At 71.4% G+C, this 21,834-nt stretch carries 23 protein-coding genes; 14 read left to right on the top strand and 9 right to left on the bottom strand.

Translation table 11 applies throughout. The annotated features are described in order from the left end of the window. Positions 1 to 53: 53 nt before the first annotated feature. From KK097_RS07155 to KK097_RS07130, 6 genes are read left to right on the top strand one after another with little or no spacing between them, the layout of a single operon-like run. Positions 54 to 2,966 (top strand): Na+/H+ antiporter subunit A, encoded by a 2,913-nt coding sequence (locus KK097_RS07155; RefSeq protein WP_214544183.1) that lies wholly within the window; start codon positions 54 to 56, stop codon positions 2,964 to 2,966. Next, on the top strand, positions 2,963 to 3,373 hold the full coding sequence (locus KK097_RS07150) for a Na(+)/H(+) antiporter subunit C (RefSeq protein WP_017887553.1): 411 nt from the start codon (positions 2,963 to 2,965) through the stop codon (positions 3,371 to 3,373). The genes KK097_RS07155 and KK097_RS07150 overlap by 4 nt, the downstream gene beginning before the upstream one ends. After that, the gene (locus tag KK097_RS07145) at positions 3,370 to 5,121 is read left to right on the top strand and encodes a Na+/H+ antiporter subunit D (protein WP_214530229.1); all 1,752 of its coding nucleotides are present in this window, start codon (positions 3,370 to 3,372) and stop codon (positions 5,119 to 5,121) included. The genes KK097_RS07150 and KK097_RS07145 overlap by 4 nt, the downstream gene beginning before the upstream one ends. Beyond that, entirely contained in the window at positions 5,118 to 5,699 is a 582-nt protein-coding gene (locus KK097_RS07140; RefSeq protein WP_214530228.1) for a Na+/H+ antiporter subunit E, read from the top strand. Before KK097_RS07145 ends, KK097_RS07140 begins: the two co-directional genes overlap by 4 nt. Continuing rightward, positions 5,696 to 6,034: an MrpF/PhaF family protein gene (locus tag KK097_RS07135; protein WP_214530227.1), complete on the top strand. Its 339-nt coding sequence runs from the start codon at positions 5,696 to 5,698 to the stop codon at positions 6,032 to 6,034. The genes KK097_RS07140 and KK097_RS07135 overlap by 4 nt, the downstream gene beginning before the upstream one ends. Before the next feature lie 5 nt (positions 6,035 to 6,039). Beyond that, positions 6,040 to 6,387, top strand: coding sequence for a cation:proton antiporter (locus KK097_RS07130; protein ID WP_250896546.1), 348 nt, complete (start codon positions 6,040 to 6,042; stop codon positions 6,385 to 6,387). Positions 6,388 to 6,476: 89 nt separating this feature from the next. On the opposite strand, the gene KK097_RS07125 is transcribed toward KK097_RS07130, so the two are convergent. Together KK097_RS07125 and mgrA are read right to left on the bottom strand one after the other, a co-directional pair. Then, positions 6,477 to 7,718, bottom strand: coding sequence for an MFS transporter (locus KK097_RS07125; protein ID WP_214544181.1), 1,242 nt, complete (start codon positions 7,716 to 7,718; stop codon positions 6,477 to 6,479). 572 nt (positions 7,719 to 8,290) lie between these two features. Further along, positions 8,291 to 9,334 (bottom strand): L-glyceraldehyde 3-phosphate reductase, encoded by a 1,044-nt coding sequence (gene mgrA, locus KK097_RS07120; protein ID WP_111047715.1) that lies wholly within the window; start codon positions 9,332 to 9,334, stop codon positions 8,291 to 8,293. Positions 9,335 to 9,424: 90 nt separating this feature from the next. Between mgrA and KK097_RS07115 the strand changes: the two genes are divergently transcribed. Genes KK097_RS07115 through soxR form a run of 3 tightly spaced genes read left to right on the top strand, consistent with a single transcriptional unit; the run spans position 9,425 to position 11,488 of the window. Next, the gene (locus KK097_RS07115; RefSeq protein WP_214544180.1) at positions 9,425 to 9,880 is read left to right on the top strand and encodes an iron chaperone; all 456 of its coding nucleotides are present in this window, start codon (positions 9,425 to 9,427) and stop codon (positions 9,878 to 9,880) included. Positions 9,881 to 9,882: 2 nt separating this feature from the next. Further along, on the top strand, positions 9,883 to 10,926 hold the full coding sequence (locus KK097_RS07110; RefSeq protein WP_307858349.1) for a YdcF family protein: 1,044 nt from the start codon (positions 9,883 to 9,885) through the stop codon (positions 10,924 to 10,926). A gap of 10 nt (positions 10,927 to 10,936) precedes the next feature. Further along, the gene (soxR, locus tag KK097_RS07105; protein WP_214544178.1) at positions 10,937 to 11,488 is read left to right on the top strand and encodes a redox-sensitive transcriptional activator SoxR; all 552 of its coding nucleotides are present in this window, start codon (positions 10,937 to 10,939) and stop codon (positions 11,486 to 11,488) included. Here the strand turns inward: soxR and KK097_RS07100 are convergent. Beyond that, on the bottom strand, positions 11,485 to 11,925 hold the full coding sequence (locus KK097_RS07100) for a MarR family winged helix-turn-helix transcriptional regulator (protein WP_250896538.1): 441 nt from the start codon (positions 11,923 to 11,925) through the stop codon (positions 11,485 to 11,487). The genes soxR and KK097_RS07100 overlap by 4 nt on opposite strands. Positions 11,926 to 11,971: 46 nt before the next feature. Here KK097_RS07100 and KK097_RS07095 point away from each other — a divergent pair, with 46 nt between their 5' ends. Further along, positions 11,972 to 13,216 (top strand): multidrug effflux MFS transporter, encoded by a 1,245-nt coding sequence (locus tag KK097_RS07095; RefSeq protein ID WP_214530220.1) that lies wholly within the window; start codon positions 11,972 to 11,974, stop codon positions 13,214 to 13,216. A 110-nt stretch (positions 13,217 to 13,326) separates the two neighbouring features. Here the strand turns inward: KK097_RS07095 and KK097_RS07090 are convergent, their stop codons facing one another. After that, the gene (locus KK097_RS07090; protein WP_214544177.1) at positions 13,327 to 14,034 is read right to left on the bottom strand and encodes a phosphatase PAP2 family protein; all 708 of its coding nucleotides are present in this window, start codon (positions 14,032 to 14,034) and stop codon (positions 13,327 to 13,329) included. A 98-nt stretch (positions 14,035 to 14,132) separates the two neighbouring features. Here KK097_RS07090 and poxB point away from each other — a divergent pair, with 98 nt between their 5' ends. The 3 genes from poxB (at position 14,133) to KK097_RS07075 (ending at position 17,482) form a co-directional block, all read left to right on the top strand. After that, on the top strand, positions 14,133 to 15,857 hold the full coding sequence (gene poxB, locus KK097_RS07085) for a ubiquinone-dependent pyruvate dehydrogenase (RefSeq protein ID WP_214544176.1): 1,725 nt from the start codon (positions 14,133 to 14,135) through the stop codon (positions 15,855 to 15,857). Positions 15,858 to 16,163: 306 nt separating this feature from the next. Continuing rightward, on the top strand, positions 16,164 to 16,961 hold the full coding sequence (locus KK097_RS07080) for an L-threonylcarbamoyladenylate synthase (protein ID WP_214530531.1): 798 nt from the start codon (positions 16,164 to 16,166) through the stop codon (positions 16,959 to 16,961). A 20-nt stretch (positions 16,962 to 16,981) separates the two neighbouring features. Continuing rightward, entirely contained in the window at positions 16,982 to 17,482 is a 501-nt protein-coding gene (locus tag KK097_RS07075; protein WP_307858348.1) for a hypothetical protein, read from the top strand. Between the two features lie 77 nt (positions 17,483 to 17,559). Here the strand turns inward: KK097_RS07075 and KK097_RS07070 are convergent, their stop codons facing one another. The 5 genes from KK097_RS07070 to KK097_RS07050 all read right to left on the bottom strand — a co-directional run bounded on the left by KK097_RS07070 (position 17,560) and on the right by KK097_RS07050 (position 21,022). After that, complete coding sequence (locus KK097_RS07070) at positions 17,560 to 17,979, bottom strand: RidA family protein (protein ID WP_214530532.1); 420 nt, start codon at positions 17,977 to 17,979, stop codon at positions 17,560 to 17,562. A 43-nt stretch (positions 17,980 to 18,022) separates the two neighbouring features. Further along, positions 18,023 to 18,691: a hypothetical protein gene (locus KK097_RS07065; RefSeq protein WP_214544208.1), complete on the bottom strand. Its 669-nt coding sequence runs from the start codon at positions 18,689 to 18,691 to the stop codon at positions 18,023 to 18,025. 227 nt (positions 18,692 to 18,918) lie between these two features. Continuing rightward, positions 18,919 to 19,218: a Dabb family protein gene (locus KK097_RS07060; protein WP_214524475.1), complete on the bottom strand. Its 300-nt coding sequence runs from the start codon at positions 19,216 to 19,218 to the stop codon at positions 18,919 to 18,921. A 40-nt stretch (positions 19,219 to 19,258) separates the two neighbouring features. Continuing rightward, positions 19,259 to 20,146, bottom strand: a complete 888-nt coding sequence (locus tag KK097_RS07055) for an SDR family oxidoreductase (RefSeq protein ID WP_214544175.1) — start codon at positions 20,144 to 20,146, stop codon at positions 19,259 to 19,261. A gap of 144 nt (positions 20,147 to 20,290) precedes the next feature. Beyond that, the gene (locus KK097_RS07050; RefSeq protein WP_214530535.1) at positions 20,291 to 21,022 is read right to left on the bottom strand and encodes a S1 family peptidase; all 732 of its coding nucleotides are present in this window, start codon (positions 21,020 to 21,022) and stop codon (positions 20,291 to 20,293) included. Positions 21,023 to 21,303: 281 nt separating this feature from the next. Here KK097_RS07050 and KK097_RS07045 point away from each other — a divergent pair, with 281 nt between their 5' ends. Then, positions 21,304 to 21,810, top strand: coding sequence for a helix-turn-helix domain-containing protein (locus KK097_RS07045; RefSeq protein ID WP_214544174.1), 507 nt, complete (start codon positions 21,304 to 21,306; stop codon positions 21,808 to 21,810). Positions 21,811 to 21,834 lie beyond the last annotated feature (24 nt).

Below are 21,834 nucleotides of genomic sequence, written 5' to 3'. Positions count from 1 at the left end.
GGCTGTGAAAGCCCAGTGAGCCGGACTGCAGCCCGACCCCGAGGAGGTGCCCGATGGTCCTCGTCCTCGTCGCGTTCGCGATCGTCGCCCTGATCGTCCCCGCCCTGACCCCCGTCCTCGGCCGCCGCGTGTTCTTCGTGGCGGCCCTCGCCCCCGCCGCGGCGGCGGTGCTGACGATCGCCCAGACCGACGCCGCCCTGCACGGCAGCGTCGTCGAACGGCACCAGTGGGTCCCCCAGCTCGACCTCGACGTCACGCTGCGGATGGACGCCCTGTCGTGGGTGCTCGCACTGGTGGTGTCGATCGTCGGTGCCTTGGTGCTCGTGTACTGCGCGTCGTACTTCGAGCGGGACGAACCGGGGCTCGGTCGGTTCGCCGGGGTCCTGACCGCCTTCGCCGGCTCGATGTACGGACTCGTGATCGCCGACGACGTCATCGTGCTGTTCGTCCTGTGGGAGGCCACGACGGTCTTCTCCTACCTGCTCATCGGGCACGACGCCGCGAAGCGTGCCAGTCGCGCCGCCGCCATGCAGGCGCTCGTGGTCACCACCGCCGGTGGTCTGGCGATGCTCGCGGGTCTCGTGATGCTCTCGGTCGCAGCGGGCACGACGTCGCTGTCCGGGATCGTCGCCGACCCCCCGAGCGGCACGGTCGTCTCGGTGTCCGTGGTCCTCGTGCTGCTCGGAGCGCTCACGAAGTCGGCGATCGTGCCGTTCCACTTCTGGCTCCCCGCCGCGATGGCCGCCCCGACCCCGGTCAGCGCCTACCTGCACGCCGCGGCGATGGTGAAGGCTGGCATCTACCTGGTGGCCCGGCTCGCCCCTGCGTTCGCACTGCTCGACGGCTGGCGCGAGACGATCACGCTGCTCGGCGTCGCCGGGATGCTCGTCGGCGGGTACCGGGCACTGCGGCAGACCGACCTGAAGCTCCTGCTCGCGTACGGAACCGTCGCCCAGCTCGGGTTCCTCGTGCTCGCAGCCGGCTGGGGCGCCCCCGCGGTCGCCCTCGGCGGGGTCGCGCTCCTCGTGGCGCACGCCGCCTTCAAGTCCACGCTCTTCCTGGTCGTCGGGGCGATCGACCACGTCGCCGGCACGCGGGACCTCGGGCGGCTCAGCGGGCTCGGCCGCGCCCGACCGTGGCTGGCGGTCGTCGCGGTGCTCGCGCTGCTGTCGATGGCCGGCATCCCCCCGACGATCGGGTTCGTCGCGAAGGAAGCCGTGCTGACCGGGTTCACCGAGTCACTGCACGGACCCGACGCCGGCTGGGCCTGGTTCGCGCTCATCGGCGTGACCGTCGGTTCGATCCTGACCGTGGCCTACTCGCTGCGTTTCCTCTGGGGCGCCTTCGCCCGGAAGCCCGGCGTCGCGACGACCGAGCCGCACGCCCTGCACGGGCTCGCCGTCGTCCCCTCGGTCCTCGCGTTCACCGGCCTCGCCCTCGGCCTGCTCACCCCGGTGGTCGCGCACGGCATCGAGCCCGCGGCGACGACCGCCGCGCTCGGCGGCGAGGAGGTCCCGCACCTCGCGCTCTGGCACGGCCTCGAACCCGCCCTCGGCCTGTCCGCGATCACCCTGGTCGGCGGCCTCGCACTGTTCGCGCTGCGCCGTCCGGTCGAGGCGCTCCAGCACCGGCTCGCCGGGTTCCCGAGCGCCGCGGGCACGTACCGGCACGGCATGCGACTGCTCGACCGCGGAGCGACCGGACTCACCGCGAGCCTGCAGCGCGGTTCGCTCCCCTACTACCTGACGGTGATCCTGTCGGTGTTCGTCGCCGGGGCACTCGCCAACCTCGTGCTCGGCGGCCCGTGGGAGTTCCACGTCCGGTTCGCCGACTCGTGGGGCCAGATCCCGGTGATGATCGTGATGTCGATCGCCGGCATCGCGGTGCTCACGGCGAAGACCCGGTTCGCCGCGGCCGTCCTGGTCGGCGTCACCGGCTACGGGCTCTCCGTGCTCTTCGTCCTGCACGGTGCGGTCGACCTCGCCCTGACGCAGCTCGTGGTCGAGACGGTCACCCTCATCGCCTTCGTCCTGGTCCTCCGCCGGCTGCCCCCGCGCATCGCGACCACGAACCCGTCGCGGTTCCGGGTCGTGCGGGCGCTGTTCGCCGGGCTGGCGGGACTCACCCTGGCGATCGTCGTCGTGGTGGCCGCCTCCGCCCGCACCGCCCGGCCGCTCTGGCCGGACCTGCCCGCGCTGACGAGCTCGTTCGGGCACGGCCTCAACGTCGTGAACGTCGCCCTCGTCGACCTGCGCGGCTGGGACACCCTCGGTGAGCTGACCGTGGTGGTCGCCGCGGCCACCGGTGTCGCGAGCCTGATCTTCGTGAACTCACGCGAGGACACCCTGCCCCGGCTGCGCGACCTCCCGGAGACCCTGACCGCGAACGGCGAGCGCACCGACGGCGAACCCCGGGCCTGGCTGCCGACGAGCGCCGCGATCCCGACCGGCCGCTCGGCGCTGCTCGACGTGGTCGTCCGCCTGCTCTTCCACGGCCTCATCGTGCTGTCGGTCTACCTGCTGTTCGCCGGGCACAACTCGGCCGGTGGCGGATTCGCCGGTGGCCTGGTCGCCGGCATCGCGCTCGCCGCCCGCTACCTCGCCGGCGGCCCGGCCGAACTCGGGGCCGCGGCTCCGGTGCGCGCCGGTCGCCTGCTCGGCCTGGGGGTCGCGACGGCGGCCATCACCGCGATCGTGCCGCTGTTCTTCGGCCGCGAAGCCCTGTACTCCGAGTTCTTCGAGGCCACCGTCCCGGTCCTCGGGCACGTCGAGTTCGTCACCGCCACGTTCTTCGACATCGGCGTCTACCTGGTCGTCGTCGGCCTGGTGCTCGACGTCCTCCGCAGTCTCGGCGCCGAGGTCGACCGCCAGCGTCTCGAAGACGCCTCGGAATCGTCCCGTGACACCAGCGAGGGCTCCGTCCGGGACGCCATCGATGCCCCCACCCCGGAAGGGAGCGCCACATGACCGTCACCCTCGTCCTCGTGATCGCCATGGCGGTGCTGTTCTCGTGCGGCGTCTACCTGCTGCTCGAACGCTCCCTGACCCGGATGCTCCTCGGCTTCCTGCTGCTCGGCAACTCGCTCAACCTGCTGCTGCTCGTGATGTCCGGTGCCGCGGGCGACCCGCCGATCGGCAAGAGCGCCGAGGGCATCACCGATCCGCTCCCCCAGGCGTTCGCCCTCACCGCGATCGTGATCACCTTCGCCGTGAGCGCGTTCCTGCTCGCCCTGATCCACCGGTCCTGGCAGCTGTCCCGCGCCGACGAGGTCGAGGTCGACGAGGCCGACGCCGCCATCGGCCGCGACCGCGACGAGCCGGCCGACGAGGACCCGGAGACCACCACCGACGCAGAACAGGAGGCGACCCGATGACCTGGCTCGTCCCGCTCCTCGTCCTCGTCCCGCTGCTCGGTGCCGCGGTCGCGCTCGGACTCCTCCGCCACCAGAAGCTCCAGCGCGCGATCACCGTCGTGGTGCTCGTCGTGGCCCTGGCCGTCGCCGCCACGCTCATGGTCCTGGTCGACCGGCACGGCACGATCGTGGTGCAGGTCGGCGGCTGGGACGCCCCGTACGGCATCTCGCTCGTCGTCGACCGGCTCAGCGCGCTCCTGCTCACCGTCAGCGCGAGCGTCCTGCTGCTCGTCCTGCTGTTCTCGATCGGGCAGGGCCTGGCGGCCGACGACGAGGACGCCCCGGTCACGATCTTCTACCCGACCTACCTCGTGCTGGCCGCCGGCGTGCTCGACTCGTTCATCGCGGGTGACCTGTTCAACCTGTACGTCGCGTTCGAGATGCTGCTGGTGGCGAGCTACGTGCTCATCACCCTCGGCGGCAGCGAACAGCGCGTCCGGGCCGGCACCACGTACATCGTCACGAGCCTCATCGCGTCGGCGATCTTCCTCGCCGCCATCGGCCTGGTCTACGGCGCCACCGGCACGGTGAACATCGCCCAGATCAGCGAGCGCGTCGCCGACCTGCCCGAGCACGTCCAGCTGCTCCTGCACACGATGCTGCTCATCGGGTTCGGCATCAAGGCCGCCGTGTTCCCGCTGGCGTTCTGGCTGCCGGACTCGTACCCGACGGCCCCGGCGCCGGTCACCGCGGTCTTCGCGGGCCTGCTGACCAAGGTCGGCATCTACGCGATCATCCGGCTCGAGACGGTGATCTTCCCCAGACCGCAGCTGAACGAGGTGCTGCTGGTCGTCGCGGCGCTGACCATGGTGGTCGGGGTGCTCGGCGCGGTGTCGCAGACCGACGTGAAACGGTTGCTGTCCTTCACGCTGATCAGCCACATCGGCTTCATGGTGATGGGCGTCGGGCTCGGGACCGTCGCGGGCACGGCGGCCGCGGTGTTCTACACGGTGCACCACATCGTCGTGCAGACCACGCTGTTCCTGGTGTCCGGCTTGATGGAACGTGTCGGCGGGACGACCTCGACCCGGTCGCTCGGCGGGCTGCTGAAGGCCGCACCGCTGCTGGCCGCCCTGTACCTGATCCCCGCGTTCAACCTGGGTGGCATCCCGCCCTTCTCCGGCTTCATCGGCAAGCTCGGCCTGTTCCGCGCCGCCGCCGAGGACGGCTCCCCGATGGCCTACGTCACCATCGGCGCCGGTGTCGTCACCTCGCTGCTCACCCTGTACGCGCTGATGCGGGTCTGGGACGCCGCCTTCTGGCGGCCGAAGCCGGCGGCCGAGGCCGCGGCTCCGCACGCGACCAGCGCCGAACCGCACGCCCACCTGCGGTCCCCGGAACCGGCCCCGCTCACCGTCTCCGAGGAGACGGGCGAGGCGTACCACCCGGGAGGCTCGGTGACGGTCACCGACGCACCGCACGCAGCCACAGCCTCTCCCATCCGGCACGGCCGGTCCGCCGCTGGCGCGTCGGACCGGAACCGGCGGACGGGGCCCAGTCCGACCACCGGCGCGACCGAGGCGATCGGCGAGGCTCCCGAGAAGGTGCGCCTGCCGCGCATGCTCGTCGGCGTGACGACCGTCGCGGTGCTCGGGTCCGTCGCGCTCACCGTCGTCGCGGGGCCGCTCTACGGCTACGCGACCCGCGCGGCCGAGTCCCTCGAATCGCCCGACCGCTACGTGCAGGCCGTGCTCGGAGGGGAACGATGACCGACGTCCGCCGCATCTCGAACGCCCGACGGATCGCGCTGGCGTGGCGCTACGACGTGCCCCTCGTCGCGGGGCTCACCGTGCTGTGGGCGCTGCTCTGGGGATCGTGGACCCCGCTGACGCTGCTCTGCGGCATCGTGGTGGCGCTCCTCGTCACCCAGGCCCTGCCGCTCCCGCCGGTCCCGCTGTCCGCGCGGTTCTCGATCGTGCACGTCCTGCGGTTCCTGGTGGTGTGGTCCGGGCTCGTCATCGTGGCGTCGTTCCGGGTCGCCTGGGTCGCGTTCCGTCCGCGCGGTGTCCGGCGCAGCTCGATCACGCTCGTGCAGCTGCACTCCACGTCCGAGATGACCTTCACGCTGGCCACCCTCGCGATCTCACTCGTACCCGGGTCGTACGTCGCCGACGTCGACCTGCGACGCCGTCGACTGCTGCTCCACGTGCTCGACACCGAGCGCATCGAGCAGGTCGAGGACGAACGCCGTGTTGCACTCCGGATCGAGGCCATGGTGATCCGAGCGCTGGGGTCGAAGCAGGACGTCTCCGAACTGTCCGAGCCGCTGCCGGAGGTGACCCGATGAGCCCCGCCGTCGTCGTGATGGGCATCGCCGTCGCGCTCGTGCTCGCACTCCTCGGGGTGACCTTCGCCCTCGCGGTGTTCCGCATCGTGCGCGGGCCGACCATCCTCGACCGCATGATCGGGTCGGACATGGTCCTGACGACGGTGCTCGTGGTCATCGCCGCCGCGATGGTCGTCCGACAGGACCTGACCGGCATCCCCGTGCTCGTGGTCATCGCCGCGACGAGCGTGTTCGCCACCGTCGCCGTTGCCCGGGCGGTCACCCCCTCGGCGGATCCGTCCGACGAGGGCCTGACCGTCACCACCCCCGAGCGCGCAGAGGAGGACCGGTCGTGATCGAGATGATCGAGTCGTTCGTCGACGAGGCCGGCGTCCGCGCCTGGATCGCGATCGGGCTGCTGCTCGTCGGGTCGGTACTGTCGCTCGGCGCCGGGGTCGGCATCGTCCGGTTCCCGGACCCGCTGGTCCGCCTGCACGCGATGGCGAAGCCGCAGGTGCTCGGGCTCGCGCTCGCCCTGGCCGCCATCGTCGTGGCGGTGTGGACGTGGACGGCGTTATGGGTCGTGCTGCCGATCATGGTGTTCCAGCTGTTCCTGGTGCCGGTGTCGACGCACATGATCGCCCGCGCCGGCCTGCGTGCCGACGACTACCGGCACGAGGACCTGCTCGTCGACGACACGGAGTCCTGACGCGGCTCCGGACCCGCTCACCTGACGGACGGGAGGCCCGTGGCGGCGTCGCCACGGGCCTCCCGTCCGTCAGGCGGTCACGTCGGTGATCAGGCGGTCGCGACCCGGCGCTGGAGCAGCAGGTTGAGGACCGCGGCGACCACGACGATCGCGGCGGAGGCCGCGGGGAGCAGCATCGCTGTGGTCGTGCCGTGGTGCTCGGCGACGTCACCCGTGATGGCGGAGGCGATCGACTGGCCGACGATGACGGCGGACCCGAGGATCGTCATCGTGGTCGCGGACCGGCCGACCGGTGACCGGTCCGAGCCGAGGCTGTACTGGGCGACCAGGGTGGGGCCGATCCCGATGCCCATGATCGCGAGGACGACGCCCGCGGCGACGACCGAGTCGGCGCTGGCGAACGCGATCGCGCCGGCGAGGAGCACGACGCCGAAGACGAGCCAGCGCCAGCCGAGGCCGAACGCGCGGGGGAACGCCGCCGACCCGAGGGCGAGTCCGGCGGAACCGATGCCCATCAGGCCGTAGAGCAGGCCGGCCTGCGAGGCCTCGCCGTGGGTCTCCATGAACGCCGTCAGCGAGGTGAGCGTCGAGCCGAAGAACAGGCCGATGCCGAGGATGCCGACCACCACGACGACGAGCCTCGGGCGCAGCAACTGCCGCGCGGGTGCCTGCGTCAGCTCCGCGTGCTGGCCCACCACGAGCTTGCCGGTCGGGTGCAGCGCGAACGCCGTGACGAACACGAACGTCAGGACCGAGGCGCCGGCGACGGCCACCCACGGGGCGATCGCGCTGGCGAGGATGCCGACCAGGAACGGGCCGATGATGAAGACGGTCTCGTCGGCGGCGGACTCGTAGGCCATCGTGCCGCTGAGGGTCTTCTCGCGCCGCGCCGGGGCCATCCGCTGCCGGATGATCGCGACGAGCCGGGTGCGGGACATCGGGGCGACCTGCGGGGCCGAGGCGCCGATGCAGAACGCCACCGCGAGGACGGCGGGGTCGGGCGCGGTGCCGCTGACGACGAACGGGAAGAGCCCGAGCAGCGCCGCGTTCACCAGGCCGACGGGGACGAGCACGACCCGCTGGCCGAAGCGGTCCGCCGCGGCGCCGACCATCGGGCCGAAGACGGCCGAACCGATGCCGACGGCGGCGGAGTTGATGCCGCCGAGCGCGACGGAGTCACGGGCGGCGACGACCAGGGTCAGGACGCCGACCACCATCATGGCGAACGGGAGCCGGGCGATGAACGCCACGGGGAAGTACCAGCGGCCGGCGAGGGAGACGAGCGAGCGGTCCGGAGCGGGCGGGGCGTCGGTTGAACGGGTCTGGAGCATCGGGGTTGTGCCTTCTCGGCCCGCCCGGTTCGGTGGCGGCGGACCCATCGGGTGCCGCCGTTGTCCGCCGGGATGCCGGCGGCCGGTAGATACACACTGCGTGTTGTCGAACGCTGTCGATGGTACCAACCGGCGGGTCCCGAAGGAGTCCGGTCCGGAGCCGTCCCGCCGGTCACGACACACCGCCGGCCGTCCGCGGCGCGGTCGCAGACCGTCGCCCGCGGCGCCGCCAGCCGACAGTTCCTGACCGGCCGGCGGGCGACCCGCGACGTGTCGCGACCGGGCCGCGCGGGCCGGTCACGCGATGAAACGCGACCGGACGACGGACGGGAGGCGCGTGGCGGCGTGCCCCGTGCCTCCCGTCCGCCGCACCGCCCGCCCAGGGCCCTGCAGCGGTCACGACACACCGCCGGCCGTCCGCGGCGCGGTCGCAGACCGTCGCCTGCGGCGCCGCCAGCCGACGGTTCGCGACCGGTCGGCGAGCGACCCGCGACGTGTCGCGACCAGCCGGCGGGGTCCGCCGAGCAACGAGATGCGACCAGCCGAGGGACTGTTGCGGCGCGGTGCTCGGGTCAGGAGACCTCGCCCGCGCGGGCTCCCGCCCACAGGTCGACGTCGGTGATGCCGACCGAGTGCTCGTCGATGACGCGGAGCTCCTCGTCGGTGAACGACGTGTTCGACAGCGCGGCGACGTTGTCCTCGAGCTGCGACACCCGCGAGGCCCCGATCACGAGCGAGGTCACCCGCTCGTCGCGGAGCGCCCAGGCGAGGGCGAGCTGCGCGAGGGACTGTCCGCGAGCGGCCGCGACGTCGTTCAGGGCTCGGAGGTGCTCGACGACCTCGGGCGTGATGCTCGACGCGTCGAGGGACTTGCCCGCTGCCGCGCGGGAGTCCTCGGGCACCCCGTTCAGGTACTTGCCGGTGAGCAGCCCCTGCGCCAGCGCGGTGAAGCCGATCACGCCGAAACCGAGCTCGCCGGCGGCGTCGAGCAGGCCCTCCGTCTCGATCCAGCGGTTGAGCATCGAGTACGAGGGCTGGTGGATGAGGAGCGGGGTGCCGAGGTCACGGAGGATCTCCGCTGCCTGCCGGCTGCGTTCGGCGTCGTACGACGAGATCCCGACGTACAGCGCCTTGCCCTGCTGGACGGCGGTGTGCAGGGCACCCATCGTCTCCTCGAGCGGGGTCGAGGCGTCGAGACGGTGCGAGTAGAAGACGTCGACGTAGTCCAGGCCCGTCCGCTGCAGGGACTGGTCGAGCGACGCGAGCACGTACTTGCGCGAGCCACCGCCCTGGCCGTACGGCCCGGGCCACATGTCCCAGCCGGCCTTGGTCGAGACGACCATCTCGTCACGGTACGGCCGGAAGTCCTCACGCATCAGGCGGCCGAAGTTCACCTCGGCGGCACCGTAGGGCGGGCCGTAGTTGTTCGCGAGGTCGTGGTGGGTGATCCCGAGGTCGAACGCCCGACGGCTGATGGCGCGCTGGTTCTCGAAGGGCATGTCGTCCCCGAAGTTGTGCCAGTAGCCCAGGGAGAGCAGCGGCAGGTCGAGGCCCGAGCGGCCGGTCCGGCGGTACGTCATCGAGTCGTAGCGGTCGTCACTGGCGATGTAGGTCATGGGTCGAGCCTGGCACTCGATCGGACCCGGGCCTCGCATGCTTCGCTTCGCGGACCCATGATGGGTGCACGAGACCACGAGGAGACGACGATGGCACGGACGACGAAGACCGAGACCACCTTCACCGACGAGGAGCGCGCGGCGATGCAGGAGCACGCGGCCGAGGTCAAGCGCGCCCGCGGCACGAAGGGCACCAAGGCCGAGAAGGCCGCTGCCGACGCCGCTGCGGTGGAGGCCAAGATCGCCGAGATGCCCCAGCCTGACCGGGGTCTGGCGGAGCGCATCCACCGCATCGCGCTCGAAGTCGCGCCCGAGCTCGCGCCGAAGCTCTGGTACGGCATGCCCGCCTACGCCCGGGACGGCAAGGCGGTGTTCTTCTTCCAGGACGCCGCGAAGTTCACGGCCCGCTACGCGACGCTCGGGTTCCAGGACTCGGCCACGCTCGACGACGGCACCTTCTGGCCGACGTCGTGGGCGATCACGCCGGAGTTCTCCGAGGCCGACGAGGCACGGGTGGCCGAGCTGATCCGCCGCTCGGTCGGTTGACGGTGCTCGGGCTGGGCGCCGCTCCCGTCTTCGCCCTGCTGTTCCTGGTGCTGTACGTCCTGGGGCGCCGCCGTGACCCGCGGATGCTCCGCAACGGGGTGTTCCTGACCGCGGCCGTGCTGTTCGGGCTCGCGACGGTCGTGGCCGTCCTGACCAGGGTGGTGCCCGGGTTCAGCCTGCTCGTCGCCGTGGTGCTGCTGCTCGTGCCGCTCGCGGTCGTGGTGCTCGGGGTCGCCCTCGTCGCGAACGGCCTGCAGATGCTCCGCGCCGAGGGACGCAGTGTCGGCAACCTGCTGTCGCTCGCCGCCGGGGTGGCCGTGTTCGTGCTGCCCGCGGTCGCCATCGCGCTGCTGGTCTCGGGCAGCGGCGCGGGCTTCACGCTCTGGGACGGCACGAAGATCGCGATCGCCGTCCTGATGGTGTTCGTCTGCGGGTACTTCGCGCTGTCGCTGGTCGCGTTCGCGCTGTACTCCGTGGTCTACGGGCGGACGCGGCACGGCATCGTCCCCGACACGATCGTGGTCCTCGGCTCCGGGCTCGTGCACGGCGAGGTCCCACCCCTGCTGCGGAGCCGGCTGGACCGGGCGCTCGGCGTCTACCGGGCCGAACGAGCCGCCGGACGCCATCCGCTCCTCGTGCCGTCTGGCGGACAGGGCGACGACGAACCCCGCCCCGAGGGCACCGCGATGGCCGAGTACCTGGTGGCGCACGGTGCTGACGCGGACGACGTCGTGGCGGAGACCGCGTCGCGGAACACCCGGGAGAACCTGCGGTTCTCGCGGGACGTGCAGACGGCGGCCGGGCGGGACGGCCAGATGGTCGTCGTGACGAACAACTACCACGTGCTGCGGGCCGCCACCCTGGCCCGCAGGCTCGACCTGCCGGCCCAGGTCGTCGGCGCGCGCACGGCCGCCTACTACGTCCCGAGTGCGTTCCTGCGGGAGTTCGCCGCCGTGATCGTCGAGCACCGCTGGCTGAACGTGGTCGCCTGCACGCCGTTCGTGCTGTTCACCGGGTTCCTGCTCTGGGAGTCGTTCCAGCAATAGGATCTCCACCATGGTCGAGATCCACCCACCGCGACCGACCGACCTGCTGCCCATCGGCGAGATCGTCCGTCGGACCGGGGTCGCGGCCTCGGCCCTGCACTTCTACGAGCGCAAGGGACTGATCCACCCGGAGCGCACCGACGGCGGCACACGGATGTACCCGCGGCACGTCGAGCGGCGGATCGCGATCATCCAGGTGGCCAAGCGCCTCGGCATCCCGCTCAGCGAGGTCGCCGAGCAGTTCGAGGCCCTGCCCGCCGACCGGATGCCCTCGCTGCGCGACTGGAACCGGCTGAACGAACGGTGGCGCGCACGACTCCGGGCCCGCCAGCTCGAGCTCGAGCGGCTGCAGCAGGAGATGACGCAGTGCATCGGCTGCGGCTGCGTCTCGCTCGGGGCCTGCTCGGTCGTGAACCCCGGTGATGCGCTGGGTGACGAGGGGCACGGTGCGCGTCGCCTGCTGCCGATCCAGGACGATGCCGACACCACTGCCGACGACGCCGACGACCCCGCCGCCGCCGTCGCCGTCGCCGCCGCCGCCGCGGAGGACGCTGTCGCCTAGCTGGCGCGCAGTCCGTCGTCGATCCGCTGCAGCAGTTCCAGCCCCTCGATCGCACCCCGTTCGTCGCCACCGAGGGCCGTTCGGAGCTTCCCGGACCAGTGCCGGTAGAGCCGGTCGACGCTCTCCTCTGCCAGCGCGGTCGGGTGCAGCTGCACGGTCCGGGCGTCCGCCGGGTCCTGACGCCGCTCGACCATGCCCTTCGCCACGAGCGACCGGAGTGCGACGCTGAGGTTGCTGCGCTGCAGGGCGGTCGCCTCGGCGGTGGCACTGGGCGAGGTGCCGGGGTTGCGGTTGATCCAGCGCATCACGAGCGCCTCGGTACCGGTCAACGGCACGATGTCGAGGGTCTCCGAGCCGTGCGGGTCGATGTCGCGCGCGATCCGGAGCAGGACGTCCGCGAACTCGGCGAGGACGTGGTCGGACACGGCGGAGGACATGACCGTACTGTACCGATCTCCGGCGATGAGTTATGCTTTCATAACAATGACCACGGACACCGGAACCATCCGCGCGACGATCGCGACACCCACGACCAAGCAGCAGGGCATCACGACCGCGCTGCTCCTGGTGCTCGGCCTGCTCAGTGCCGTCGCCCCCTTCGCCACCGACCTGTACCTGCCGGCGTTCCCGCAGATGACCACCGAGCTCGGGGCGAGCGCCACCGCCGTGCAGCTCACCCTCACCGCGTTCCTGGTGGGCGTGACCGCCGGCCAGCTCGTGTTCGGCCCGCTGTCCGACCGGTTCGGCCGCGTGCCGCCGCTCATCGCCGGCGCGGCCGTGTGCGTGCTCGCGAGCATCGCCGCGGTGCTCGCGCCGAACATCGGCGTGCTCATCGCGGCCCGCCTGCTGCAGGGCCTCGGCGGTGCGGCCGGCATGGTGATCAGCCGTGCGGTCATCTCCGACCTGGCGACCGGCAAGTCCGCCGCCCGCGCGTTCTCGCTCATGATGATCGTCGGCGGGGTCGCCCCGGTCGTCGCACCGCTGCTCGGCGGGCTGCTCACCGGCCCGATCGGCTGGCGTGGCCTGCTCTCGATCGTGCTCGGCCTGTCGGTCGTCATGCTCGTCGCGGTCCTCGCCGTGATCCGCGAGACCCACCTGAAGGAACACCGCGACGCCCTGCGCGAGGAACGCCGTGGCTCGGGCTCGGCCCTGCGTGCCCTGCGCTCCCGCACGTTCCTCGGCTACACCGCGGTGTTCGGCTTCGCGTTCGCCGTGATGATGGCCTACATCTCCGCATCACCCTTCCTGTACCAGGACATGATCGGCTTCGGCACGGTCGGCTACGGCCTGGCCTTCGGACTGAACGCGCTGGCACTGATGGGCGTGAGCATCCTGTCCGCCAAGCTCACCGCGACCCGGTCGGTCACCGGCGTGCTGTCGCTCGGCATCGTGCTGGTGCTCGCGTCGACCGTGGCGTTCGCGGTGCTCGTCGTCTCCGGGGCGCCGGTCATCTGGCTCGCAGTACCGCTGTTCACCGCGGTGGGCTCGCTCGGTCTGGTGCTCGGCAACGCCACGGCACTCGCCCTCGGTGCCGTGCCGTCGGCCGCCGGCAGCGCCTCAGCCGTGCTCGGCGCCCTGCAGTTCGGGCTCGCGGCGCTCGTGTCGCCGCTCGTCAGCATCGGCGGCTCGGACACCGCGGCGCCGCTGGCGATCGTGATGCTCGCGGCCGCCGTGGTCGCCGTCGTGGCGCTGCTCGCGGCGCGGGGCCGGACCAGTACGCTCCGCTGACCCGGAACGACACCGCCCGCTGACCTGGAACGACACTGTCGACGTCGCCCGACATCGACAGTGTCGTTCCGCGTCGACCAGACCGCCCCCCGGCCCCAACCGGCTCGGCGTCAGCCCCGCCCCGGCCGCAGCAACGGCACCCGCGGCATGAGCCAGTCGACCCACACCACCCGCACCCCCGGCACCACGGCGAGTGCCCACAGGATCGAGGCGGCGGCGTCGGTCGGGTAGTGGACCGCGTCGATCGACACCGCGAAGAACACGATCACGATGGCCACGACCCCGAGCGTCAGGGCGGGCCGGTGCCACCGGGTCTCACGCAGCAGCCAGATCAGGGCGATGACGAACGCCGTGATGTAGACCGTGTGCCCGCTCGGGTACCCCGGGTCGGGCTGCACGGGGAACGGGTGCGGCAGCACGGCGACGTCGGGCCGGGCGCGGTGCACGATCTCCTTCACGATCGCGGACGGCACCCACGTGATCGCGATGGTCCCGCCGAACGCCAGGGCCGGCCGCAGGTCGCGTGTCCGCCACCAGATCACGGCGACGACGACGACCGTGATGCCGATCGCCGGAGCCGGACTGATCACGTGGTAGACCGCCGTGCTGAACGCCCCGATGAACCCGGTGTGCAGCGCGTTGAGGGCCTTCGACAGTCCGAGGTCCACCGTGCCGAGGGTGAACCCGACGATGGTGATGACGACGACCGCGATGACGGCGATCGCCACCGAGACGAGCGGGTACGGCGAGCGCTCGAGGATCCCGTCCGCGGCGGGCTCCCGTCGGCGGGGACGGAGGAGCGGCGCGTCGTCGGTCATCCGGCCATCGTCGCAGCCCGAGTTCGACAGGCAGGGGCGAGCGAGCCTCACGATCATCCGAATGCGTTCAGCGCAGCGGTCGCGAGTAGACAGGACGCATGCCCACCGTTGCCGAGAACATCGTCGCCACCCTCCGCGCCAACGACATCCACCGGGTCTACGGTCTGCCCGGGGACTCCCTGAACGGCTTCACCGACGCCCTGCGCAAGGACGGCACGATGCGGTGGGAGCACGTCCGTCACGAGGAAGCGGCCGCGTTCGCCGCCTCTGCCGAAGCCGCCCTGACCGGTGACCTGACGGTCTGCGCCGGCAGCTGCGGGCCCGGCAACCTCCACCTCATCAACGGCCTGTACGACGCGAACCGTTCGCGGGTGCCGGTGCTGGCGATCGCCGCGCACATCCCCACGGCGGAGATCGGGTCCGGCTACTTCCAGGAGACCCACCCGCAGGAGCTGTTCCGCGAGTGCTCCGTCTACGTCGAGTACGTCGCCGACCCGGTGCAGATGCCCCGCCTGCTCGAGATCGCCATGCGTGAGGCGATCGAGAAGCGCGGTGTCGCCGTGCTCGTGATCCCGGGCGACGTCCTGCTCGCCGAGGCGAAGGACGACCGCGTCACCCGCATCGAGCGGACGACCCCGCGGATCGTGCCGAGCGAGACGGAGCTGCAGCGCACCGCCGACCTGCTGAACGGCGCCGACCGGATCACGATCCTGGCCGGAGCCGGGGTCGCGGACGCCCACGACGAGGTCGTCGCCCTGGCCGAGCGACTGCAGGCCCCGATCGTGCACGCGCTGCGCGGCAAGGAGTACATCGAGTACGACAACCCCTACGACGTCGGCGTGACGGGGCTGCTCGGCTTCGCCTCCGGCTACCGCGCCATGGAGGACGCCGACGTCGTGCTCATGCTCGGCACGGACTTCCCCTACCAGCAGTTCTTCCCCGCGAAGGCGAAGCACGTGCAGGTCGACATCCGCGGCTCGCAGCTCGGCCGGCGCCACCCGGTCGACATCGGCATGGTCGGCACCGTGAAGGACACCGCCCTCGCGCTCCTCCCGCTGCTGACCGGGTCGCACCCGACGAAGCACCTCGAGGACTCGCTGAAGCACTACCGGAGGACCCGCGAGAAGCTCGACGACCTGGCGGTCCCCGCCGGCAAGAAGAAGCCCCTGCACCCGCAGTACGTCGCCCGGGTGCTCGACCGGCTCGCCGCCGAGGACGCCGTCTTCATCCCCGACGTCGGCTCCCCCGTCGTCTGGGCCTCGCGCTACCTCACGATGAACGGCAAGCGCCGGCTGATCGGCTCGTTCGTGCACGGCACGATGGCGAACGCCGTCCCGCAGGCGATCGGTGCGCAGACGGCGTTCCCGGACCGGCAGGTGATCGCGCTGGCCGGCGACGGCGGCCTGACGATGCTCCTCGGCGAGCTCATCACGATCGTGCAGAACAAGCTGCCGGTGAAGATCGTCGTGTTCGACAACTCGTCGCTCAACTTCGTCGAGCTCGAGATGAAGGCCGCCGGCTTCGTCAACTACGGCACCGAGCTGCAGAACCCGGACTTCGCCGCCGTCGCCGAGGCGATCGGCATCAAGGGGTTCAAGGTCGACGTGTCCGACGACTTCGAGGACGCGATGGCCGCCGCGCTCGCGCACGACGGTCCCGCGCTCGTGTCGGTCCGCGCGAACCGTCAGGAGCTCTCCATGCCCCCGGCGGTCACGCTCAAGCAGGCGAAGGGCTTCACGCTCTACGCCATCCGCACGGTGCTGTCGGGCCGCGGCGACGAGCTGCTGGACCTCGCGTCCACGAACGCGCGGCAGCTGCTGTAGGCGCGACCAGACGACGGCCTGGAGGCTCGTGGCGGCGCCGCCACGAGCCTCCCGGCCGTCACGGCGTCACCACCCGAGCGGCTGGCCGTCCTCCAGGAACACTCCGGTGGGGCCCTCCGGGTCCGGGATCGTCGCGGCGCCGACCTCGACGGTGCGACCGTGCGGGTACCGGTTCGCTGCGAGCCCGCCTGAACCCTTCGGAGAAGGCCCACAGGTGGCGTCCGCCGCCCTTGTCCGGCTCCCCCGGCGTCCATAGGCTCCCGCTGTCAGACGATCGTCTGGCGTACGAGCGGAACGAGGACGGGCATGAACGACGACACGCAGGTCAGCATGAACCGGGTGCACTGGGCCGGCGGTGTCCCCCGCAGTGCGGTGGATGCCCTGCTGCACGACGGCGGGCTGGCGGTGGTCCCCACCAAGGTCGGCTACATCCTGATGACCTCGGACCGCGCTGGCCTCGAGCGCAAGTTCGACGCGAAGGAACGCAACCGGAACAAGCCCGGCGTCGTGCTCGTGAGCTCGCTCGAGATGCTCCGGAGCATCGCGCAGCTCACCCCCGAGATCGACGCCCTGTACCAGCGGTGCTGGGACGAGGACATCCTGCTCGGGTGCATCCTGCCCTGGAGTGACGAGGGTCGAGCGGCGCTGCCGACCGACGGCTCCGACGAACTCATGATGGACACCCGCGGCACGTCCTGCTTCGTCATCAAGTTCGGCGTCCCCGGTGAGCTCGCCGCCCGCGAGCTCTGGACCGAGCACGGCAAGTTCGCCTTCGCGAGCTCCGCCAACCCGTCCGGTACCGGCAACCGTGGCGTCGTCGACGGCATCGGCGAGCGCATCGCCGAGCGCGCCGACGTGATCGTCGAGGCGGACGACTACGTCGCGTCCATCCAGCCGGAGCAGAGCGCCGAGACCCGCTACGAGCAGGGCGTCATGGTGTCGATGGTCGACAGCACGGGAGCCCTGATCCCGGCGCAGGACGGACAGCGCTCGATCACTCCCGCACCGACGCTCATCCGCAAGGGGCTCGACGTCGACCGGATCATGGGGCTGCTGGCCGACACCTTCACCAGCTGGGACTACCGACAGGGTGAGTACTACTGAGCCCGCACGAGAGGACTTCCGTGGGCCGGCAGCGCCTGTCGCGTGAGGACGCCTCGAGCCGCATCACCGCGTTCGTGTACGGCAACATCGTGATCCTCGGCACGATCGCACCGATGGTCCCGGATACCGCCGAGAGCGGTCGGGGGCTCTGGTACGTCCTCGCCACCGCGTTCTCGACCTTCCTCGCACACACCTTCGCCGAATCGGTCGGACGACGTGCGCGGAGCGACCACCGCCTCACCGGGGAGACCCTCCGCGCCGAGCTGCGAGATTCGCTGCCCATCCTCACCTCCGGTTTCCTGCCGGCTGCCGTCCTCGCCTACGCCTGGCTGACCGGCACGTCCGGGCTCGCGGCCGAGATCATCGCGATCGCGTACCTCGTGGTCAGGCTCGCCCTCCTCGGGCCCGTCGTGGCCAGGCTCCGCGGGGAGAACCCGTCCCCTCGGACGTTCGTGGCCGGCCTCGTCCTCGCGCTCGTCGGTGTCGGCATCGCCCTGGTCAAAGCCGGTCCCGGCTTCTGAGGCCGGCCGGAGCACCGGGCAGGACACCGACAGACCGGATCGGGCGGTCCAGGTGGTCCCCGGAGCGCTCTGCACCGTCACACGGGCAGATCGTCGGGGACCGCCGCGATCGCCTCGATCTCGACCAGTTGGTCGTCGTAGCCGAGCACCGTGACCCCGAGCAGGGTGCTCGGCACGTCGTGCGTGCCGAAGGCGTCGCGGACAACGTCCCATGCGGTGACGAGGTCGGCCTGCCGCGAGGACGCCACGAGCACTCGGGTGCTCACGACGTCCCGGATGGATGCGCCAGCGGCACGCAACGCCTCCTGCATCGTCTCGATGCACCTGGCGGCCTGGCCCGCGTAGTCCCCGACCGCGACGGTCGACCCATCAGGCGCGAGCGGGCAGGCCCCGGCGAGGAACACGAGCCGCGTCCCGCTCGGCACGGTCGACGCGTACGCGTACTGCGCCACATCGCTCAGGACGTCGGACCGGATGAGACGGACTTCGCTGGCCATGCCCGTCATCCTGCCAGCAGCGATGCTCCGGGCCCCGAGTACCTCAGGCGCAGTACTCGTACGACAACATCGCCGTCGACCCCACCCAGATCGCGCCCACAGTGGCGCCGTCCGTCCCGAGCTGGAACGTCATGTAGCGTCCGTCGGCCTGCACGCTCCACATCGAGTACGGCCCCTGGTCCTCACCGTACGTGCCGGTGTACTGCAGGTTCGGGTACGCGGAGCGCACCTCGGTCAGGGGCGTGCCGATGCCGATCCCGGCGTCGGTCTCGGGCGAGTTCGTCGTCACCGGAGCCGGCCCCAGCCCACCGATGGTCACGCCGACGACCTTGCCGTCGCGGGGGACGACGATGAGGCCGGGAGCGTCATCTCGGTTCCAGAACGTCGTCTCCGGGCTGGCCGGACACGCATCCGTGCTCCGGGTGTAGGCGGCTGCCAGGTCGTCGATCTCCCCCTCCACCTCGCCTCCCAGCGCGATCGGCCCGACCTCCTTCGTGGAGATGGTCCAGGTTGCCGGGTCCGACAGGTCGAACGCCGTTCCCGTCGCGGTCGGGGACGGCGTGGGCGTCGGGGTGCCGGGGTCGGCCGTCGGGGTCACCGTCGCGGTCACGGTCCGGGTCGGCGTCGGAGCGGACGGCCCGGAACACGCGGTCAGCGTCGCCGCCGCGAGGAGTCCGAGGGTCACGCCGGCGGTCCGGATGGTGCTGTTCACAGGGTCTGGTCGCCGATCATCGTCTGGTCCTTCCGCGGGTGGACGTCGAACGGGTCCCCGCCCGCAGGCGGGGACCCGACCGGCGCGGGCTCCGGAGAGCCGCAGCGCCGGCCAATGACCCCCGCGCCGTTGCGATGGCCGATCCACCGTACGTCGAGCCTCCACGAGGAACGGAACCCCTCGGCCGCCATCGCAACCAGAGCGTTACACAGCTTCCGGCGCAGCGGTCAGTCGGCATCCTCGACGTCGAACACGACCACCCGAGCACTCGCCGCACCGATGAACTCGGCCACCGGCCGGTGCTCCGGGTGCGGCAGGTACGCGGCGAGCGCCGCACGGTCGCGGAACCGGACGACGAGCATCCAGTGGAACCCGCCCTCCAGCCCCTCGGTGCTCACGCTGGGGCCGGACTGCACCGACTCGACCCCCTCGATCCGCGGCAGGTGCTCACGCGACAGGGCCGAGGCCTCGGACGACCGGTCCTCCCCGTCCCACTCGACCAGCACGGTGTGCGTCACTCCGGACACGTGGTCCCCTTCCTCAACGCCAGAACGCAAGAACCGGCGATCAGAACGCCGGCGTCCCGCCCGCGATCGTGATCGTCGACCCCGACTGGTAGCTCGACTCCGGGCTGACCAGGTGCACGTAGGCGGCACCGAGCTCCGCGGGCTGTCCGGGACGGCCGAACGGCGAGCTCTCACCGAAGTGCGACACCGTCTCGGCGTCGTCGGAACCCGGCTGCAGCGGCGTCCACACCGGCCCCGGCGCGACGGAGTTCACACGGATGCCCTTCGGCGCGAGCTGCTGCGCGACGGCCTCGGTGAAGAGCTTGATCGCGCCCTTCGACACGGCGTAGTCGATCTTGTCCGGCGAGGGCGTCGACGCCTGGATCGAACCGGTCGTCACGATGGTCGACCCGGGCTCGAGGTGCGGCACCGCGGCCTTGGTCAGCCAGAACAGCGAGTAGATGTTGGTCTTGAAGGTGGAGTCGAACATCGAGGTGCCGAGCGTGAGGATGTCCTCGTTGCTCTCCATTCGGCCCGCCACCATGACCAGGGTGTCGAGACCGCCGAACTCGTCGACGCCCTTCTGCACCAGGTCCTGGCAGTACTGCTCGTCGGAGATGTCCCCGGGGAACAGCACGGCCCGACGACCTTCGGACTCGAGCAGGTCACGGACCTGTTCGGCGTCCTCCTGCTCGTCCGGCAGGTACGACAGCACCAGGTCCGCGCCTTCACGCGACAGGGCGATGGCGGCGGCACGGCCGATGCCGGAGTCGGCACCGGTGACGATGCCGCGGTACCCCTTCAGGCGACCGAGCCCTGTGTAGCTCTCCTCGCCGTGGTCGGGCTTCGGGTCCATCTTCCACGCGGCACCGGGCAGCGACTGCTCCTGCTTCGGGTACGGCGGTGCCGGGTAGAGGGTGTTCGGATCGCGCTTCTCGTACTGGCTCATGGCCCTACTGTCGTCGCTCCGGCCGCACGGGCGCTCAGCTGGTGGGTGACGGACGCCGGGCAGGCGAGCAACGCCCTGGAGACGGGTGGGACGGACTGGAGGCGCGGTGCCAGCTGGCCCCGCGCCTCCAGTCCGTCAGGTGGTTCAGACGCCGGCCGTGGTCCGGATCCAGGACGAGGCCTGCGACAGCAGGGCGTAGTTCGAGCCGGCCCTGGTGTTCGCGCCGGGGTCGGCGCTGTCGCCGGTGGAGCAGACGGCGACGACCTTGCCGTTGACGAGCAGCGGGCCGCCCGAGTCGCCGTGGTTCGAGGCGCCGGTCACGCCGGTGAGGTGCTGGGCACGACCGTTGAAGGCGTCGGTGCTCGCTCCGGTGAGCGAGACGGTGGCCTGGTACAGGCCGTCGGACCGGGTCGCGTTGGCGCGCAGGCCGTAGCCCTGGATGGTGCCGGTCCCGCTCGACTTGGCGGTCGCGGTGAGGTCGAGGGGTGCGTACGTGGACAGCGGGTAGGCGGTCCGCAGGTGCACGAGCGCGATGTCGCCCGCGGGAGCGGTGCTGACGCGGTCGACCGCGACGGCCGTGCCACGGTTGACCGTGGAGTTGGAGTGGTAGACGTTCATCGCGCCGATGCCATCGATGCAATGCCGGGCTGTGAGGATCCACGAGGCGTTGAGCTGCTCGCCGGTGCAGGTGCTGACGTAGCCGGACGGGATCGAGCCGCCGGACGCCTCGAGCTGCACCGCCCACGAGGTGGTGGGGGCCTTCTCGCCGCCGACGATCTTCGTGCTGACGGGCAGCGCGGATGCGGGCGAGGCGGCGAACACGCCGGCGGTGACGACGGCGACCGCGGCGAACGCGGCTGCGATGGACTTCTTCATGACGACTCCTCTGTCGGTGAAGCACCTGCCAGTTGCTCTGTGCAACTGATGCGTCATCTTGGCCCCCGGCTCAGGGGTCGCACCAGTCCGCACTTCGACGGACACATGCACCGCTGGCTCGCAGTCGGCCGGGGTACGCTCCGCGGGCAACGCAGTTGCCCGGTACCGTCTCTCACGCATCTTGCGGCACCTCCTCCCCATGGTGCGCAGAGGCCGGCCCCATCTCCCTTCTCACGTCTCTCCCCGACGCTCGCGCCGTACTCGTCCAGTACTGGGCGCACGTGTCATCGCACGTCGAGTTCATCCTCGCCCACCCGGTCGGTGGCACCGATGCCGCTCGCGTCGCCGCCTCGGAGTACCTCGAAGCGGCCGCGGAGCTCGTTCCGCAGGAGCTCCGGCCCGACCACGGTGACTCGCAGCATCCCCGAACGGTCCGTCGAGCCGTGGCGTACATCCGGGCGAACCTGCGCCGTCCGCTCGCCGCCGACGAGATCGCGGCGGCTGCCGGGGTCTCGCCACGCGCCCTGCAGCTGGTCTTCCAGCGCTCGCTCGGGACGAGCCCGCTGCGGTACGTCCGCGATGCGCGGCTCGCCGGCGCCCACGCCGAACTGCTGACCGACCAGTCGACGTCGATCGGGGAGATCGCCGCGCGCTGGTGCTTCACGAACCAGGGCCGGTTCAGCGCCGCCTACCGTGAGCGGTACGGCGAGACGCCGAGCGAGACCCGGCAACGAGTCGCCGACGCGCACGAACCGGCGACCGTGGACACTGTGGCGCTTCCTGGCTGAGAACTGCGCCATCTGTCTGGTCGT

This window comes from Curtobacterium flaccumfaciens, assembly GCF_018598405.1.
Taxonomy (GTDB): Bacteria; Actinomycetota; Actinomycetes; order Actinomycetales; family Microbacteriaceae; genus Curtobacterium; species Curtobacterium aurantiacum.
Note: the sequence above shows the minus strand (reverse complement) of the source record. Positions and strands in the feature narration are given on the sequence as shown.

Excerpts from the sequence above, each read along its gene's own strand:
- KK097_RS07155 (WP_214544183.1), top strand. The coding sequence starts at position 54 with ATGGTCCTCGTCCTCGTCGCGTTCGCGATCGTCGCCCTGATCGTCCCC.
- KK097_RS07150 (WP_017887553.1), top strand. The coding sequence starts at position 2,963 with ATGACCGTCACCCTCGTCCTCGTGATCGCCATGGCGGTGCTGTTCTCG.
- KK097_RS07145 (WP_214530229.1), top strand. The coding sequence starts at position 3,370 with ATGACCTGGCTCGTCCCGCTCCTCGTCCTCGTCCCGCTGCTCGGTGCC.
- KK097_RS07140 (WP_214530228.1), top strand. The coding sequence starts at position 5,118 with ATGACCGACGTCCGCCGCATCTCGAACGCCCGACGGATCGCGCTGGCG.
- KK097_RS07135 (WP_214530227.1), top strand. The coding sequence starts at position 5,696 with ATGAGCCCCGCCGTCGTCGTGATGGGCATCGCCGTCGCGCTCGTGCTC.
- KK097_RS07130 (WP_250896546.1), top strand. The coding sequence starts at position 6,040 with ATGATCGAGTCGTTCGTCGACGAGGCCGGCGTCCGCGCCTGGATCGCG.
- KK097_RS07125 (WP_214544181.1), bottom strand. The coding sequence starts at position 7,718 with ATGCTCCAGACCCGTTCAACCGACGCCCCGCCCGCTCCGGACCGCTCG.
- mgrA (WP_111047715.1), bottom strand. The coding sequence starts at position 9,334 with ATGACCTACATCGCCAGTGACGACCGCTACGACTCGATGACGTACCGC.
- KK097_RS07115 (WP_214544180.1), top strand. The coding sequence starts at position 9,425 with ATGGCACGGACGACGAAGACCGAGACCACCTTCACCGACGAGGAGCGC.
- soxR (WP_214544178.1), top strand. The coding sequence starts at position 10,937 with ATGGTCGAGATCCACCCACCGCGACCGACCGACCTGCTGCCCATCGGC.
- KK097_RS07100 (WP_250896538.1), bottom strand. The coding sequence starts at position 11,925 with ATGTCCTCCGCCGTGTCCGACCACGTCCTCGCCGAGTTCGCGGACGTC.
- KK097_RS07095 (WP_214530220.1), top strand. The coding sequence starts at position 11,972 with ATGACCACGGACACCGGAACCATCCGCGCGACGATCGCGACACCCACG.
- KK097_RS07090 (WP_214544177.1), bottom strand. The coding sequence starts at position 14,034 with ATGACCGACGACGCGCCGCTCCTCCGTCCCCGCCGACGGGAGCCCGCC.
- poxB (WP_214544176.1), top strand. The coding sequence starts at position 14,133 with ATGCCCACCGTTGCCGAGAACATCGTCGCCACCCTCCGCGCCAACGAC.
- KK097_RS07080 (WP_214530531.1), top strand. The coding sequence starts at position 16,164 with ATGAACGACGACACGCAGGTCAGCATGAACCGGGTGCACTGGGCCGGC.
- KK097_RS07070 (WP_214530532.1), bottom strand. The coding sequence starts at position 17,979 with ATGGCCAGCGAAGTCCGTCTCATCCGGTCCGACGTCCTGAGCGATGTG.
- KK097_RS07055 (WP_214544175.1), bottom strand. The coding sequence starts at position 20,146 with ATGAGCCAGTACGAGAAGCGCGATCCGAACACCCTCTACCCGGCACCG.
- KK097_RS07050 (WP_214530535.1), bottom strand. The coding sequence starts at position 21,022 with ATGAAGAAGTCCATCGCAGCCGCGTTCGCCGCGGTCGCCGTCGTCACC.